Source organism: Synechococcus sp. Tobar12-5m-g (genome assembly GCF_024345415.1).
In the GTDB taxonomy this organism is placed as follows: Bacteria; Cyanobacteriota; Cyanobacteriia; order PCC-6307; family Cyanobiaceae; genus Regnicoccus.
Genome location: NZ_JAGQBB010000011.1, coordinates 93585 through 108495, shown reverse-complemented (window position 1 = coordinate 108495; position 14911 = coordinate 93585). Strand labels below are relative to the sequence as shown.

Annotated in this window: 20 protein-coding genes; 3 read left to right on the top strand and 17 right to left on the bottom strand. The window is 67.4% G+C overall.

Features of this window, described 5'->3' with window-relative positions:
• Nucleotides 1-129 precede the first annotated feature (129 nt).
• From KBY66_RS08855 to KBY66_RS08830, 6 genes are all read right to left on the bottom strand, one after another.
• On the bottom strand, nucleotides 130-507 hold the full coding sequence (locus KBY66_RS08855; RefSeq protein WP_255088934.1) for a DUF2834 domain-containing protein: 378 nt from the start codon (nucleotides 505-507) through the stop codon (nucleotides 130-132).
• Entirely contained in the window at nucleotides 504-794 is a 291-nt protein-coding gene (gene xseB, locus KBY66_RS08850) for an exodeoxyribonuclease VII small subunit (RefSeq protein ID WP_255088933.1), read from the bottom strand. Before xseB ends, KBY66_RS08855 begins: the two co-directional genes overlap by 4 nt.
• A gap of 12 nt (nucleotides 795-806) precedes the next feature.
• The gene (xseA, locus tag KBY66_RS08845; RefSeq protein ID WP_255088932.1) at nucleotides 807-1985 is read right to left on the bottom strand and encodes an exodeoxyribonuclease VII large subunit; all 1179 of its coding nucleotides are present in this window, start codon (nucleotides 1983-1985) and stop codon (nucleotides 807-809) included.
• Complete coding sequence (locus KBY66_RS08840) at nucleotides 1975-2151, bottom strand: hypothetical protein (RefSeq protein WP_255088931.1); 177 nt, start codon at nucleotides 2149-2151, stop codon at nucleotides 1975-1977. The genes xseA and KBY66_RS08840 overlap by 11 nt, the downstream gene beginning before the upstream one ends.
• A 360-nt stretch (nucleotides 2152-2511) precedes the next feature.
• Entirely contained in the window at nucleotides 2512-2895 is a 384-nt protein-coding gene (locus KBY66_RS08835; protein ID WP_255088930.1) for a hypothetical protein, read from the bottom strand.
• 110 nt (nucleotides 2896-3005) lie between these two features.
• Entirely contained in the window at nucleotides 3006-3311 is a 306-nt protein-coding gene (locus KBY66_RS08830) for a DUF2973 domain-containing protein (protein WP_255088929.1), read from the bottom strand.
• A gap of 334 nt (nucleotides 3312-3645) precedes the next feature.
• Here KBY66_RS08830 and KBY66_RS08825 point away from each other — a divergent pair, with 334 nt between their 5' ends.
• A complete protein-coding gene (locus KBY66_RS08825) occupies nucleotides 3646-4788 on the top strand; it encodes a trypsin-like peptidase domain-containing protein (RefSeq protein ID WP_410001004.1) in 1143 nt (380 codons plus the stop codon).
• A 19-nt stretch (nucleotides 4789-4807) separates the two neighbouring features.
• On the opposite strand, the gene KBY66_RS08820 is transcribed toward KBY66_RS08825, so the two are convergent.
• From KBY66_RS08820 to KBY66_RS08810, 3 genes are all read right to left on the bottom strand, one after another.
• Entirely contained in the window at nucleotides 4808-5089 is a 282-nt protein-coding gene (locus KBY66_RS08820) for a hypothetical protein (RefSeq protein ID WP_255088928.1), read from the bottom strand.
• Nucleotides 5090-5247: 158 nt separating this feature from the next.
• Nucleotides 5248-5460: a hypothetical protein gene (locus tag KBY66_RS08815; protein ID WP_255088944.1), complete on the bottom strand. Its 213-nt coding sequence runs from the start codon at nucleotides 5458-5460 to the stop codon at nucleotides 5248-5250.
• A gap of 105 nt (nucleotides 5461-5565) precedes the next feature.
• Nucleotides 5566-7290, bottom strand: coding sequence for an ABC-F family ATP-binding cassette domain-containing protein (locus KBY66_RS08810; protein ID WP_315855495.1), 1725 nt, complete (start codon nucleotides 7288-7290; stop codon nucleotides 5566-5568).
• Nucleotides 7291-7399: 109 nt separating this feature from the next.
• Between KBY66_RS08810 and KBY66_RS08805 the strand changes: the two genes are divergently transcribed.
• Complete coding sequence (locus tag KBY66_RS08805) at nucleotides 7400-7576, top strand: hypothetical protein (protein WP_255088943.1); 177 nt, start codon at nucleotides 7400-7402, stop codon at nucleotides 7574-7576.
• Here KBY66_RS08805 and KBY66_RS08800 read toward each other — a convergent pair.
• Both KBY66_RS08800 and KBY66_RS08795 read right to left on the bottom strand, forming a co-directional pair.
• A complete protein-coding gene (locus KBY66_RS08800) occupies nucleotides 7573-7803 on the bottom strand; it encodes a hypothetical protein (protein WP_255088926.1) in 231 nt (76 codons plus the stop codon). The two genes, KBY66_RS08805 and KBY66_RS08800, sit on opposite strands and share 4 nt — an antisense overlap.
• A 130-nt stretch (nucleotides 7804-7933) precedes the next feature.
• Nucleotides 7934-8320 (bottom strand): hypothetical protein, encoded by a 387-nt coding sequence (locus KBY66_RS08795; RefSeq protein ID WP_255088925.1) that lies wholly within the window; start codon nucleotides 8318-8320, stop codon nucleotides 7934-7936.
• 91 nt (nucleotides 8321-8411) lie between these two features.
• Here KBY66_RS08795 and KBY66_RS08790 point away from each other — a divergent pair, with 91 nt between their 5' ends.
• Nucleotides 8412-8744: a ribbon-helix-helix domain-containing protein gene (locus KBY66_RS08790; protein ID WP_255088924.1), complete on the top strand. Its 333-nt coding sequence runs from the start codon at nucleotides 8412-8414 to the stop codon at nucleotides 8742-8744.
• Here KBY66_RS08790 and KBY66_RS08785 read toward each other — a convergent pair.
• The 6 genes from KBY66_RS08785 to KBY66_RS08760 all read right to left on the bottom strand — a co-directional run bounded on the left by KBY66_RS08785 (nucleotide 8741) and on the right by KBY66_RS08760 (nucleotide 14898).
• Nucleotides 8741-9904: an anhydro-N-acetylmuramic acid kinase gene (locus KBY66_RS08785; protein ID WP_255088923.1), complete on the bottom strand. Its 1164-nt coding sequence runs from the start codon at nucleotides 9902-9904 to the stop codon at nucleotides 8741-8743. The two genes, KBY66_RS08790 and KBY66_RS08785, sit on opposite strands and share 4 nt — an antisense overlap.
• Nucleotides 9901-10605, bottom strand: coding sequence for a potassium channel family protein (locus KBY66_RS08780; RefSeq protein WP_255088922.1), 705 nt, complete (start codon nucleotides 10603-10605; stop codon nucleotides 9901-9903). Before KBY66_RS08780 ends, KBY66_RS08785 begins: the two co-directional genes overlap by 4 nt.
• A gap of 47 nt (nucleotides 10606-10652) precedes the next feature.
• On the bottom strand, nucleotides 10653-11288 hold the full coding sequence (locus KBY66_RS08775) for a peroxiredoxin (protein WP_255088921.1): 636 nt from the start codon (nucleotides 11286-11288) through the stop codon (nucleotides 10653-10655).
• A gap of 81 nt (nucleotides 11289-11369) precedes the next feature.
• Nucleotides 11370-13031, bottom strand: coding sequence for a GTPase HflX (gene hflX / locus KBY66_RS08770; protein WP_255088920.1), 1662 nt, complete (start codon nucleotides 13029-13031; stop codon nucleotides 11370-11372).
• A complete protein-coding gene (locus tag KBY66_RS08765; protein WP_255088919.1) occupies nucleotides 13028-13684 on the bottom strand; it encodes an HAD-IA family hydrolase in 657 nt (218 codons plus the stop codon). Before KBY66_RS08765 ends, hflX begins: the two co-directional genes overlap by 4 nt.
• Nucleotides 13681-14898: an NAD(P)/FAD-dependent oxidoreductase gene (locus tag KBY66_RS08760; protein WP_255088918.1), complete on the bottom strand. Its 1218-nt coding sequence runs from the start codon at nucleotides 14896-14898 to the stop codon at nucleotides 13681-13683. The genes KBY66_RS08765 and KBY66_RS08760 overlap by 4 nt, the downstream gene beginning before the upstream one ends.
• Nucleotides 14899-14911: the final 13 nt, after the last annotated feature.

The window sequence follows — 14911 nt, the reverse complement described above, 5'->3', positions numbered from 1 at the left end:
CCGATGGGCGTCAATCGGGCATTGGGGTGGCTATGCATGGGTGGTGGGGTCTTGGGACGGGAGGTGACACCCCGACCCTGGCGACCTCACACCCCCTTGTCAGCTGAACAACCTGGTGGGACTACACTTCTAGGCCTGCGGGCCTTCAACCAGGAGAATCTCTGCCAGCCGTCGCTCCCGCATCCAGAGGAACAGGGGGGCCCCACAGGCGAACGCCAGCGTCACGCAGCACAGAAGCGCCAGCCAGAGCCCCCGAACCTTCAGCCTGCGGGCTTCCACCACCATCCAGATCGTGATGGCCGTGGCACCGATCAGCAGATCCCGCGACAGCGACTGGGCCGCCGGATTGGCATTTGCCAAGGAGACGAACTGGGCCAGATCGAAGGCGTTGCCGCTGGAGCGGATGAACGCGATGTTCGCCATCCAGGGAAGGATGGCCCCGGCCACCGCCAATCCCAGATACAGCCACTGGATCCACGGGCCCGATTGCTTCATCGTCTGTGTCATGGCTCCCCCTCCAATTCGGCGGTTTGGTACTGAATGATCTCCTGCTCGACCTGCTGCAGCACCTGCTCGCACCGCTGGGCATAGGCCAGGGCCCGACGGTACAGATCAGCCATGGCCTCCACCTCGATGTCTTCGGACTGGAGCTGCCCGAGGGCCACTTCCAGCGCGGTGCGGGCCTGGTTGTAGGTCAGTTCACGGAGTTCGCTGGCCCAGTCGTCCCTCGGCGTGGCCTCCTCGCTGGCCGGTTTGGCACGGGTCTTCGCTTCTCGCTTCTTGTCGGTGGTCATCGTCTGCAAACGCTAGTCGTCCTGAAGGCCTGTGATGCGGGCCTTGGCCTTGCCATCGGCCCAGTGCAGCTCCACCAGGCTGCCGGCCTCGATCTGGTGCACCGAGCGGACCACCTGGCCGCAATCCCCACGCACCAGACAGAAGCCCCGTTTCAGCAAGTGCTGCGGAGAGAGGGCTTCGAGCGCCTGGCGCATCTGGCGGAGGTGGCGTTGTTGCCTTTGCAGCAGCAGGCCTGGTTGGCACTGGCGGAGCCGTTGCCGATGGGCATCGGCCCGCTCCTGCTCAAGGCGAAGACGCCAGGAGAGTTGGCGGCTGAGCTGTTGGCGGATTGCCTGGAGTTCCTGGCGGGTGCTGTGCCGATCCGGCAGCAGAGCCACCAGGGCTGCGGTGGGCGTGGCGGCCCGATAATCGGCCACCAGATCGGCGACTGTGGTGTCGTCTTCATGGCCCAGGCCGGTCACCACCGGGATGGGGCAATCGGCCAGGGCCAGGGCCAGATCCTCGCCATCGAACACCGAGAGATCTTCCCGGCTGCCCCCTCCCCGGGCGAGCACCAGGGCCTCGACTCCGAGCGCTTCCGCCCTGGCCCCGATGGCCCTAATGGCACGGCAGATCTCAGCCTCGACCGGGCCCTGGACCGGAATGGGCAGAAGGATGATCCGGGTGGCAGGCCAGCGTTCAGCCGCGGTGCGAAGCATGTCGGCCAGGGCGGAACTGGGGACGCTGGTGAGCAGGGCGATGGTGGCGGGTTGCTCAGGCAGGCGGCGTTTGCGCCCCGGCGCGAAGAGCCCAGTGGGCTCCAGCAGTTGTCTCACGCGCTCAAAGCGGCGGAGCACGCTGCTCAAGCTCGGGCGGATGTCCAGCACCTGAACGCAGAGGGACGCGCGGCTCGGCCAGAAGTTCAGTTTGCCCACCACCGTGACCCCATCCCCCTCGCTGGGCCTGAAGCTGAGTTTTGGCAGCTGGGTGGCCCAGGCCACGGCGGAAATCGACGCGTCCCCATCGGTCAGGGTCATCCAGAGATGACCTTTCTTCAGCTGGGGCCGGGACACCGTGGCTGCCAGCAGGAAGCGTGGAGCGAAGCCACGCTCCAGCAGCTTGCCGATGGCCGTGGTCAGCTCGGCCACGCTGTACAGGGGCAGGCCCTTGGCGACACTGAAGGCTGCAGGGCTGGCGGCCTCAGCGTTCAAGGCGCCCGTAGCAAAGGCCCCAGTAGCAGCTCAGGCCTCCGGCGACAATTGCCGTCCACTGGCCGAGGCGGTGATCGGAGCGGATCAGCCCCACGGCACAGATCACCAAAGCCGTGCTCAGCAGGCGGGAGCCGTCCCTTCGGTTCTTGGCATAGAAGGGGGCCACGCGATCTGAAGGTGCACGATTGTCCTTGCAGTCTTGCTGATGCCAGGGCCCTGGAGCGGTTGCCTGGCCCATGGTCGACAACGACCGTGATCGGCTCCAGAAGCAAGGGCTCGCCATGGATCAGCCCTCCTGGTCCCCCGGTGGGGGAGGGCGTGATCGTGGTTAGCCGATCAGGTTGAGCAGCAGAGCTAACAGCGCGGTACTGAGTAACCCGAGGGATGCCAGCAGTCGCACCAGTGGCCCCATCGACAGGCCCAAAGAAGACATGAAGAAAAACGGAAGACATTGATGCCCCCGTTTTAGCGGCCTCGGCAAGGGCCGAATGTGGCCTTGGCCACGGTTTGCTACGGATCGAGAGGGTTAGCGCACGTGGCGTGCCCCGTCGACAGGATGGTAAGCCTCGCCAGTGGTTTCCTCGTAAACGATGGCGGGCAGACCGGTTTCGAACATCGTCTGGAGGGCTTCCTTGAGGTACGGGTTCCAGCCGCCAGTGGTCACCTTGCCATGGCGGACTGTCCAGTCCCAGGTGCCTTGCAGATCCCTGGGGATGCGGCCCTCACGGTCGCGCCTGGCCACCAGGTCCTGGGATTCCACCAGTCCCACCAGGATCGGATCCTTGCCGTAGGCAGGGGTGATGCTGAGCTCGAGGCGCACGGGGTCCTCCTTGATCAGGTGCAGACGGAAGCGGGGGGGCAGCTTCAGGGTGCGCAGCACGGCGGCCACGATTCGGGTTCTCTGGTCCAACGTTCGGCCTCCGCCGGGAATCTGCTCATCGCCATGGTTTTACCAGTTGGCGAAACCAGCTCAGGCTATGCAGTGACGGGACCGTATCCCCCAAGGGGAGCCAGGCCGGTTCAGGTGGCCTCGGGTGGAACGGTGGACTCCTCGTTCTCACCGCTGAATCGAACCGTCATCAGGTCGTCCCGGATGAGCTGCCCGTGCGAATCCAACAGTTCCGGGTGAACGGTCAGGCGTCCAGTGCGATCTGCCCCTCCTGATCCACCAGGGAACCCTGCTGAGTCACCGCTGGAGGCGAGGGTGATCCCGGTGGGATCTCCCAGGCGGGGAACTGCTTTGAAGCCCCGTGCCATGACCCGAAAAGCCTGGACCAACAGCAAGACGAAACTGGCTCCGTACAACAAGGGGACAAGCTGGGCCATGGGGGCGCTTTCGGATGAACAGGACCGGCGGGTGGAGGCCTATCCCTTCATCATTGCCTGGATGTGGCGGCATGAGCGAGCTTCCAGGCCCAGAGGCTGCTCAACGCTGCTCCGAAGGCAAGAAAAAGGAGGAGAAGCGAGCTGGTGTCCATGGGGATTCACATAAGTTTGCAAACCTTAGGGCCAAGGATCGGGCGCCGGAGGCTGCACGACCCACTCATGGCGGTTCGATTGGGCTGGCGAGCTCCGCACTTCGTCACATCTTGCGAGTGCTGCGGCAACCGACAGCCGCCAATCCGCCATTACGGTCAAATCAGCTTTGCTGAACCTGGTTTTGGATTTTCGCAGCTTTCCACGCACTGTTCTTTTGCCTGCCCTGCCCCTGGCCCTGGTGCTCGCGTCCCCGGCCCTGATCGAGCGGGTCGCGACAGCCCAGTCCCAGCAGGCACCTCGCTCCGGCCTGTCTCGCCAGTCGTTTGTCGCTGAGGCCGTCAATCGTGCCGGTCCGGCCGTCGTCACGATCGACACGGAACGCACCGTGGCCAGCTCAGGAGGCTCGGGCCTCCCCTCCAGGCTGATGGCCGATCCCTTGTTCCGCCAGTTCTTCGGGTTTCCCCAGGGACAGCTTCCAGCCCAGCGCAAGGAACGGGGGCTGGGCAGCGGCGTGATCTTTCAATCCGATGGCCTGGTCCTCACCAATGCCCATGTCGTCGAAAAGAGTGACCGCGTGTTCGTCGGTCTAAAGGATGGCCGCCGGGTGGAAGCGAAGGTGGTGGGCCTCGACTCCCTGACCGATCTGGCCCTGCTCCGACTGCTCGGCGCTGGCCCCTGGCCGGTGGCCACCCTGGGCAACTCCGATGCTCTTCAGGTGGGTGACTGGGCCATCGCCGTCGGCAACCCCTTCGGCCTGGACAACACGGTGACGATGGGAATCATCAGCAACTTGAACCGCAATGTCAGCAAGCTGGGGATCACCGATAAGCGCCTCGACCTGATTCAGACCGATGCGGCGATCAACCCCGGTAATTCCGGCGGCCCCTTGCTCAACGCCGATGGCGAAGTGGTGGGCATCAACACCCTGGTGCGCTCGGGCCCCGGCGCCGGGCTGGGCTTCGCCATTCCAATCAACCGTGCCCGCAGCATCGCCAAGCAGTTGCTGGCCACAGGAACGGTCAGCCATCCCATGATCGGGGTCGGGCTGGATGAGCTGCCCGATGAGCTGGGCCGCACGGTCCGGCAGGGGGCCCTGGTGAGGAGTGTGATGCCTGGCAGCCCGGCCTCCCAGTCAGGGCTGCGTCCCGGTGACGTGATCGTGACGGCGGCGGGGCGCCCGGTGGCGGGGCCCGCCCAGATGATTTCGGCCGTGGAGGCCAATGGTGTCGGCAAACCGATGGATCTTCAGGTGCTGCGGGCCGGCACCACCCTGCAGGTGCAGGTGGTCCCCACGGCGATCGCTCGATCGGCCCAGGGCCGCTGAGCCTGGCCGGATCTGGTGCTCAGAGCACGTCGTTGGGAGGAAAGGGGAAGGGGTTGGCTACACCCTCCGCGGCATGGGGGTTGGCGGCAGCCTGGGCTGGGGCTCCAGCGCCAAAGCCGGATGGCATGGCGAGCTGTTGGCGCATCACCCAGTCGGTGGCGGCCCGTTGGGTTTGCCAGGCGTGCAGCAACTGCTTGGCCAGGCCCCGCAGCGACTGGGCATCGCCGGTGGAGTCGATGACGCGGGTCATGCGCTCCAGTTCAAACTTTTGACCGAGGGTGAGGGCGAGCGGTTCGGACATTCCAGGCATCGCGAAGGGGCTTTGAAGCCATCCGAATGCTACGAAGTGTTTCGAGTGCTTGCGTAGCAATCGGTACACAGTTAGGGGCTGGCTGTCAGGAAGTCCCCATCGGGGTGTCCGGCTGCAGGGATCGCCTGCCTGCTGGTCAGTGGTGCTGGTCAGTGGTGCTCGCGCAGTTCCTCCACGCAGTTGGTGACGCACTCACCGTCGTCGAGGGAGCAGGTGGTGATGCATTCGAAATAGGTTTCCACCGAGTCCCACGCCTGCTCTTGGGCGCCGCCGCCCGTGGGGGCGTCGAGTTCGCTGGACAACTCTGTCCCAGTGGGCGACTGATCGAGGGAGGGGGATACGGGGGGGGTCGAGCGGGTCATGGTCCTGGCCTCAGGGGATACCGTCAGGATATGAACATGCTCCGCGGGTGGCCAGCGAAATGAGTCTTCCTGCCTACGGATGTGTGAAGTTGTTTGTGCAGCGTCTCACGCCTTCGCTTTGAGCTTGGCGGCACGGGCTTTCTGCTTCTCCTGGTTGGCGCTTTTCCTGGCCTCGCGCTCGCGGGTGGCCTCGGCTTCGAGATCCTGATCGGCTTCCTCCTGCTTTTTGGCCTGGTAGTAGGCGTAGTCACCCCGGTAGAGCACAAGCTCGCCGTCGCGGATCTCGACGATCCGGTTGGCCACCCGCGCAATGAAATAGCGATCGTGGGACACCAGCAGGGCCGCTCCCTCGTAGGCCTGCAGTGCGCCCTCCAGCATCTGCTTGGCGGGGATGTCCAGGTGATTGGTGGGCTCATCCAGCACCAGCAGGTTGCAGGGGCTCAGCAGCATCAGGGCCAGGGCCAGCCGCGCCTTCTCGCCGCCGCTGAGTTGGCCCACGTCCTTGAACACCGTGTCGTTGCTGAAGCCGAAGCTGCCCAGTAGGGAGCGCACCTGGGTCTGGGTCCAGTCGGGCACCGCCTCGAACAGGGTGTCGATCACGGTTCGGGTCAGGTCGAGGGCCTCGGCCTGGTTCTGCTCGAAGTATCCCGCCACCACGTTGTGCTCCCCCAGCCGGGCGATGCCTCCGTCGGGGGTCTCGCTGCCCATCACCAGGCGCAGCAGGGTGGATTTTCCGGCGCCGTTGGGCCCCACGAAAGCGATGCGATCCCCCCGTTCCACCTCCAGGTGGGCCCCCAGAAAGAGGATCTTGTCGCCGTAGCTGTGGGTGAGGTCGTCGATCAGGGCGATCTGCCGGCCGCTGCGGGGAGCGGGCGGGAACTGGAAGCGGGGACCGCCCACGCTCTCGATCGGGGCCTCGATCCGCTCCACCTTCTCCAGCAGCTTCTCGCGGCTCTTGGCCTGGGTGCTGCGGGTGGCGCTGGCCCGGAAGCGGTCGATGTAGGCCTGTTGGCTAGCCAGATCCTTCTGCTGGCGATCGAAGGCGGCCTGGGTGGCCTCGCGTTCGAGAGCCTTCTGCTCCAGGTGCTGGCTGTAGTTGCCCAGGTAGCTGCGGGAGATCCCTCGCTCGGTTTCGACGATCTGGTTGCAGACCCGATCGAGGAACGCCCGGTCATGGCTGATCACCACCAGGGGCACCGTCTGGGCGATCAGGTAGTCCTCCAGCCACTGGATCGTCTCCACGTCCAGGTGGTTGGTGGGTTCGTCCAGCAGCAGCAGATCAGGGTCCTGCAGCAGGATCTTGCCCAGGGCGATGCGCATCTGCCAGCCACCGGAGTAGGAGCCGACGGCCTCTTCGACCCCCTCCGGGGTGAAGCCGATCGACGGCAGCAGCTTGTCGATGCGGGCATCCAGCTCGTAGCCGTGCAGGGACTCGAAGCGGCTGTGGAGGCGGCCCAACTCGTGGATCAGCTCGTCGAGGTGATCGGGGTCAGTGGCGGCCTTCTCGCTGGCCATCTCGTGTTCGACGCGGTGCTGGTGGATCAGCACCTCGGCCGCCTCGCCGAAGGCCTGGAACAGCTCTTCGCGCACCGTGCGCTCCGGATCCACGTCGAACTCCTGCTGCAGGTAGGCGATGCGCGGATCCCCCTGCTTCACCACTTGGCCGCTGGTGGGCTCTTCCAGCCCAGCGATGATGCGCATCTGGGTGGATTTGCCGGCGCCGTTCACCCCCACCAGCCCGATGCGATCCCCCGCCTTCACCTCCCAGGTGACGTCGCGAAGCACCTCGCCCGTGGGGTAAATCTTTGAAACGCGTTCAAGACGAAGCACGGGAAGTGGGGTAGGGCCGGTTGGTCAAACCATCATCCCTGGCTGGAGGGCCGCAGGGAGTCTGGGCTGGGCGCTTCGCCAGACTGATTCCAACCCCGCGCGGCCGCCCGTGATCGTTAAACGTCTGGAGCAGGTGGCGGCGCTGGTGGTGGCCGCTGGCCTGGCGCTGGTGAGCCACTGGCTGTTCTTCAGCTGGTCCCAGGGAGAACGGTTGCCCCGGCCGGCACCCAGCCAGGCTCCGGCGCGGCTGGCACCGGCCCGGCCTTCGGTGCCGACGAGCCCCTAGAGTCCCCCTCGGGCCTTGATCAACCATTGCTTGCTTTCGTCATCGAGCGAGGCCAGGTGCTCCTTCACGGCAGCTTCGGTGACGGGTAGTTCCCACTCGGCGCCGAGGGCGAGGATCCGGCTCACCGTTCCCTTCGGGTCCTGCAGCGCCTGACGAAAGAGGGACTGGGTGAGGGCTTCATCGGCCCGGATTCGTTCATAGAGGCGGGCGGCATTGGTGTCAGCCATGGGCAGGCCCTGGGCCAGGCAGGAGAGGACAGCGTGCTGACCCTATGGGCGCCAGGCAGCTGCCAACGCCCCCGGTGGCCGGTTGTTGGATATTGGCAACGCGGCACCGGCCGATCCGGGCCCCGCCGGCTCAAGCGGCGCAGGGGGGCTCGACCTCGAGATGCCCGGATGCAGAGGCATCTTCCATCGTGCGGGCATCGAGGCAGAGCACCTTGCGCAGCTGGGCGTAGTTGGCGGCGAGGGGCTGGCGTCCTTCCTGGACGGCGGCGTACTCGGCCCGTTGCAGCACATGGTGCAGGTGGGTGAGCAGGTAGGTGCTGATCACCGCCGACACCAGCACATCACTCTGCTCGGCGCTCCGCCGACTGGAGCCCGGCCGGGATGCGGTCCGCTGCTCCTGGGCCGTGGCAGCGACGGCAGCGGGCCTGACGGCCGTAGAAAGCCCAGTTGATGCCTTGGTTCTTCTGCCTGGCTTGCTGACGTCTTGGCTGAGGTCCTTGCTGATGGCCTGGCCCATGGCTGGTGTGCGGAGCTGCCTGAGCATACTGCTGGATAGTATCCAAGTGGATCTCTGTACACTCCTGGGTATCGCGCATGATCCTGGGGCCGTGGCCACCCGTCAGACCTCCACGAGCGGCCGGCCCAAGTCCCCCCGCGTTCAGGTCGTGCTGCCGGAAGATCTCTGTGATCGTCTCAGCGCCGCAGCCGAGACCGAATCGCGCACGGTCAGCAACATGGCCAAGGTGTTGATTCAACAGGGGCTGGACCGGCTTGAGCGGGCCCAGGAATCGGCACTCGGCGGGCAGGGGGCATTGGGCCGGCCGGCGGTCCCTGAAGCCGCACTCTCCGGCGACCGGTTCCGCAAGGCCCTGGAGCGGCAGGAGCCCCGTCGCCTGCGGGGGCTTCCCCGGCGCCTGAGGCTGCAGCGCCCCAGCGCTTAGGGCGCCGTCGGGTCGGCCCGCACCCCGAGAACAGCCGGCCAGCTCGCTCCCGTCACCGAGGGCAAGGAGCCGGGATGGCGCCGTTGATGCCACCAGGCCAGCAAGGCAAAGGCCAGGGCTTCCCGATCCGTTTCCCCGATGCCGAGGTCAGCCAGGGGGCGCACCCACAGGCCCCGGCAGCGCCGCCGCAGCTGCTCTATCAGAACTCCATTTCTGGCCCCGCCGCCGGCCACCACCAACTCCAGGGGTCGGGGGCCTTTGCCCAGGTCGGCCGCCACAACGGCGGCGCTGAAGGCCGTGAGGGTGGCCAGGGCATCGGCTTGGGGCTGGCCAGGCCCCAAGGCCCCATCCGCCCCCTCCAGGTCCTGCAGCCGTCGCTCGAGATCGGCCTGGCCGAACTGCTCCCGTCCGGTCGACTTCGGCGGCAGGCCCTGGAAGTAGGGCTCCTGCAGCCAGCGACGGATCAGCGCCTCGTTGACGGTTCCCCTCCGTGCCCACTGGCCATCGGCATCGAACCGTTGGGTCCCCTGGCTGAAGCGGCTGACCGCCAGGTCGATCAGGGTGTTGGCCGGGCCGCAGTCCCAGCCCCGCACCGGGGCCTGCCGCTCGGGTCCCGTCGCCGGCGGCAGCAGGGTGAGGTTGGCGATACCGCCGAGGTTCAGCAGGGCCCGCCATCCCCCGATCGCCGGCATCAGGGCGGCATCGGCGGCGGGCACCAGGGGCGCTCCATGGCCCCCCAGGGCCAAATCGTGGGCCCGCAGATCGAACACCACCGGCCGTTGCAGCAGTTGGGCCAGCAGAGGCCCCTGGAGCAACTGCCAACTGCAACCCCGCTGGCCGCCTTGGGGCGGACGATGCCAGAGGGTCTGGCCATGGCAGCCCACCAGGGTTGCCTGGCCCGTCGGGTCGCACTGGCGGGCACAGGTCGCCTGCACCTCCGTCACCGCTTCGGCCAGGTTCAGGATCGCCTCCGCCGTGGCTGGTTGCCCCTGGCCGATCGCGATCAACTGCCGGTGCAGCGCTGCCGGGTAATCCAGGGAGCGGCTGGCGAGCAGGCGCCAGCGGGGCCTGGCCGGCGGGCCCTCGAACCTGGCCAGGACGGCGTCGACCCCATCGGCGCTGGTGCCGCTCATCAGCCCCAGGACCGCGGTGCCCCTCACAGCTGGGGCAGACCCTCCAGCGATTGCACCGAGCCCATCACCACCAGCAGGTCTCCTTCGGTGAGCACGTGGGAGGCCGGTGGATTCACCGACAGGCTGTTGACGGGACCGGCCGCCAGGATGCTGACCTCGTAGTTCTTGCGCAGATTCAGGTCGCGCAGCGAACGGCCGATGAAGGAGCGGGGCACCTTGATCTCCTCGATGCTGTTGCGGTCGTCGAGCCGCAGCCGATCCAGCAGATTGGGCCGCATCAGCTGCCGACCCAGTTCCTCCCCCTGCATGCGGGATGGAAACACCACCGTGTCGGCTCCCACCCTGCGCAGCATCTTCTCGTGAAGATCGGAGGTGGCCCGGGCGATCACCTGCTTCACCCGGCTGCCCTCACTGTCCTTGACGATCAAGGTGGCGGTGATGCTGGCCTCGATCGGTTCACTGATTCCCACCACCACGGTGTCGAGGTCAAGCACTCCGGCGGCCCGCAGGGCCTCCTCCTCGGTGCAATCCAGCACCCGCCCCTCGATGGCGGGGTCGATCTGGCGGAGCTCATCGATGGCCCGCTGGCTCCTGTCCACCACCAGCACGTCGGCGCCGCAGCGCACCAGCTCCTTGCTCACGGCCGTGCCGAATCGGCCGGCCCCGATCACCGCGAAGCTGTTCGGCTGGCCAGAGGAGGCCCCTTGCCACTGCCACCAGTTGGTCATCCAGGGTCGGTTGCTGCAGGCGCCATTCTGCGACCAGCCGCAACAAATCAGCGATTCGGCTGGGGGGTGAAGCGCAGGTAGGGCTTGATCTCGGTGACCCCCTTGCTGAATTTGGCGCGGGCGTCCTCGGTGGAGATCGAAGGCACCACGACGCAGTCATCCCCGTCCTTCCAGTTCACCGGGGTGGCCACGGAGTGGTGGTCGGTGAGCTGGAGCGAATCGATCACCCGCAGAATCTCGTCGAAGTTGCGGCCGGTGCTGGCGGGGTAGGTGATCTGCAGACGCAGCTTCTTGTTGGGGTCGATGATGAACACCGAGCGCACCGTCAGGTTGTTGAGGGCGTTGGGGTGGATCATCCCGTAGAGATCGCTGACGCTCTTGTCGGCATCGGCCAGGATCGGATAGTCGACGCTGGTGTGCTGGGTTTCGTTGATGTCGCCAATCCAGCCCTTGTGGCTCTCGGCGGAATCCACGCTCAGGGCAAGCGTTTTGACGTTGCGCTTTTCCCATTCGGGGCGCAGCCTTGACACCTCGCCGAGCTCTGTGGTGCAGACCGGCGTGTAGTCGGCCGGGTGGGAGAACAACACGACCCAGCTGTCACCGGCGAAGTCGTAGAGGTTGATCGGGCCCAGCTGGGAGTCCTGGGTGAAATCGGGAACGGTGTCACCGAGTTGAAGTGCCATGGGAGTGGATGGGCCAACCGCTCGATCGTGCCACAGCACCCCGTCCTGAGGTGGAAGGCAGTAGGGCCGCCGTAACCCCCGCTACACAACATCATTGTTGTCAAGGCTTGATCCGCTCGGCTGCTGGAACATCCAGCGCCGCAATCCCTGGAGCCCCAGCCCCTCCGTGGCGGAAACGAACAGCGCTCCAGGCATCAGGGACTGGGCCCGCTCCCGTTCCCCGGCCAAGCAGCGGTCGATCTGGTTGCCGATCAACTGGCGGGGGGCCTGGCTGCCCAGGGAATCGAGGATGGCGTGAACCGTGCGGAGCTGCTCGGGCCAGGCCGGATCGGAGAGGTCCACCACGATCAGCAGGCCATCCGCTTCCAGGGTTTCCTCCAGGGTGGAGCGGAAGGCTTCCAGCAGGGGTGGGGGGAGCTCCCGGATGAAGCCCACCGTGTCGGTGAGCAGGAGCCTGGACACCGAGCCATCCGGGAGGCGTGATTCCAGCCGCCGGGTGGTGGGATCGAGGGTGGCGAACAGCTTGTTTTCCGCCAGCACCTCCTCACCGGCCAGCGGTTTGGTGAGGGCATTGAGCAGGGAGCTCTTGCCGGCGTTGGTGTAGCCCACCAGGGCCAGGCGCCGCACCCCCTGGCGCCCCTGGCGCAGGCGGGCGCGGTGTTCACCGAGCTGATGCACCTCCTTCTGCAGCCGGTCGACGCGGCGGGCAATGACGCGGCGATCCTTCTCCAGCTGGGTTTCTCCGGGCCCCCGGGTGCCGATGCCGCCCCCCTGCCGCGACAGGCTCTGACCCCGGCCGCTCAGCCGGGGCAGTCGATAGCGCAACTGGGCCAGTTCCACCTGCAGCCGGCCGGCGCTGCTGGCGGCCCGCTGGGCAAAGATGTCGAGGATCAGCTCACTCCGATCACTCACCGGCAGGTCGAGCAGGCGCTCCAGGTGGCGGGCCTGGAAGGGGCTGAGCTCCCGGTCGGTCACCACCAGGGTGGCCCCCAGCCGCCGGGCTTCGAGCGCGGCCTCCCGCAGCTTCCCATCCCCCCAGAGCACCGGGTGGGCCCCGGCCTGCCGCTTTTGTTGGACCAGCCCCACGGGCAGGGAACCGGCGCTGCGCACCAGGGCCTCCAGTTCACCAATGTCGCGCTGGCTGGCGGTGGCGTCGCCCAGGACCAGGGCCAGCAGGAGCACCCGCTCCGGGCCTGCGGTGGCTGCTGGCTCCGCTTCCTCTGGAGGGGAGCTGATCGGCATGGCCAGGGGGTCGCACAAGGCGCCCAGCTCCCCGTCCCGTTGGCACCGCCAGGGATGGGCTTCCTCCTGGCCGGGGGCATAAAGGGCGGCGGGCCACTGGCCGCCGGCGGCGGCCTGGTGGGGGAAGCGCAACCAGAGCGCCGGTCCCAGATCCAGGCCCACCAGCGCCTCGCTCCCCTGGGGTTCCAGGCCTGGTCCGTGGCCAACGCAGCTGATCAGGCGCCAGCCCTGGCCCTGGCGCCGCTGGGAGCCCGGCAGCCGCTCGATCAACCGCCCCGATTGCTCCAGGGGACCCACCCAGAGCAGGCGGCAGAGCCCGCGGCCATCCACCAGCAGGCTGAGGGGAAGCTCCAGTTCCCGGGCCTCAGCGGCCAGCCGTTGCAGGCAGAGCAGCTCCGCTCCGCCCGCTTCCGGATGGCGGCGCTGGGACAGGCGCTCCAGCCTTCGCTTCTGGGCGGGGCGCAGGCCGTTGACCCGGCCTAGCAGAACGGCTTGTTTCAAGGGCGCCGAATCCGCAGGCAGGCGATCCCGGCGGCAGCGGCTCCGGCCACATCCTCCGGGCTGTCGCCGACATGCCAGACCTGATCGGCGCCCAGGCCCAGGGCCTCGAGGGCCAGCTGGAACGGAATGGGGCTGGGCTTGGCCGCCCCGGCCGCACTCGACACAATCACCGCCTGAAACACATCCTCCAGCCCCAGACCCGCCAGGAGTCCGATCAAGCGCTGATCGAAGTTGCTCACCACGGCCAGCTTGATCCCCGCCCCATGCCAGCGGCGCAAGGGTTCGACCACATCCGGATATACCTGCCACAGATCGGGGTTCGCGAAGCTATCGAACAGCTCCTCGCCCAGCGCTGGCGTGGCGAGGGGGGCGTCCGCAGCGGCGAACACCGCCGTGATCCGCTCCCCCCACCAGCGGCGCTCGGCCCTGCCCAGCTCCTCGCCGGTCAGGCCCGGGAAGGCCAGGGGGGGAGCCTGGCGGTAGATCGCCCCGAAGGCCTGGTCGATCGTGGCGGCTTCCACCTGAACGCCGTGGCGGGCGGCCAGCTCCGCATAGGTGCTGCCCACCGAGCGGCGCAGGTCGATCAAGGTGCCCATGGCGTCGATCAGCAGGCCCCGGGGGGTGGGCAGGGGCGGAGCGGTGGCCGGGCTCAAGGTCTGGGGCGCCCCAGGTCGCTGAGCCAGCCCGCCGCCACCCGAAGCTGGTGGGAGCGGCCCGGCAGGCGCGACAGGTAAGTGACCTGGCGAATCCGATAGGCGACCTGGCCGGCCAGGGTGAGACCGAGGCCAGTCAGGCTGGCCTCGCCGACGCCGAGGCTGATCATCTCGCCCAGGTCATGCCAGAGGAAGGGCTCCAGCGGTTCACCGGCCAGGGAACGCTGAAGGTTGGCGGCCAGATGCTCGGCCTGCTGGATCGCCACCTGGGCGGTGGCGGGCAGGGGCTCCCCATCGGCGTCTTCGACGTGGGCGACATCCCCGATCGCGAACAGATCGGGGTGCTGCCGCATCTGCAGCTCTGGGGTGCAGAGCAGCCGGCCGCGGCCATCCACCGCCGCAGGGGGAGCCACGGGGGGGCTGTTGACGCGGACGCCGGCGGTCCAGATCACCCCGTCGACGGCCAGCTCTTCCCGGCCAGGCTCTCCCCCTGCCGCTGGCGGGAGGCCCAGCTGGAGGCGGCCGGGCTTCACCGCCAGCACCCGGGTGTGGGTCCGCAGGCGCACGTCGCGGCGCAAGAGGGCGGAGCGGGCTTGCTCCCGATTGAACGATCGCGCCAGGGGCAGCAGCTCAGGCCCCTGCTCGATCAGCTCGAGAACGGCCGCTCCCTGCAGCAGATCGGCCAGCTTGCAGGCCAGTTCCACGCCGCTGGGGCCTGCGCCCACCAGGGCGAGGCGCTGCAGGGGCCGCTGCTTCCGGCGAAGTTGACGCACCAGGTTGTGGAGGCGCTCGACATCGGCCAGGGTGTGAAAGCCGATGGCCTGCTCCTCCACGCCGGGAACGCCGAAACTGGTGGGTATGCTGCCGGTGGCCAGAACAAGTCGGGAATAGCCGAGCACGCGGCCCTGCTCGGTGACAAGCGCATGGGCCTGGGCATCGACGCTCTTCACTCGGTCGCGCAGCCAGGCCACACCGCGGCCAGCCAGCAGACGGTCGTAGCGCGGGGCCACCTCCCAGCAACGCAATTCCTCCGAGAGCAGTTCGTAGAGGAGTGGTTGGAAAACGAATCGTTCCCTGGGCTCGATCAGCAGGATCGCCGGTGGGTTGCGCCGCCCGGCCAGGGCCAGGGCGGTGTAGAGCCCGCCAAAACCCCCGCCGGCAATCACGACGGGCCTGCCAGATCCCGGGCGTTGGTCTGGACCGGTCTCCGTCATGATGAACAGGTTT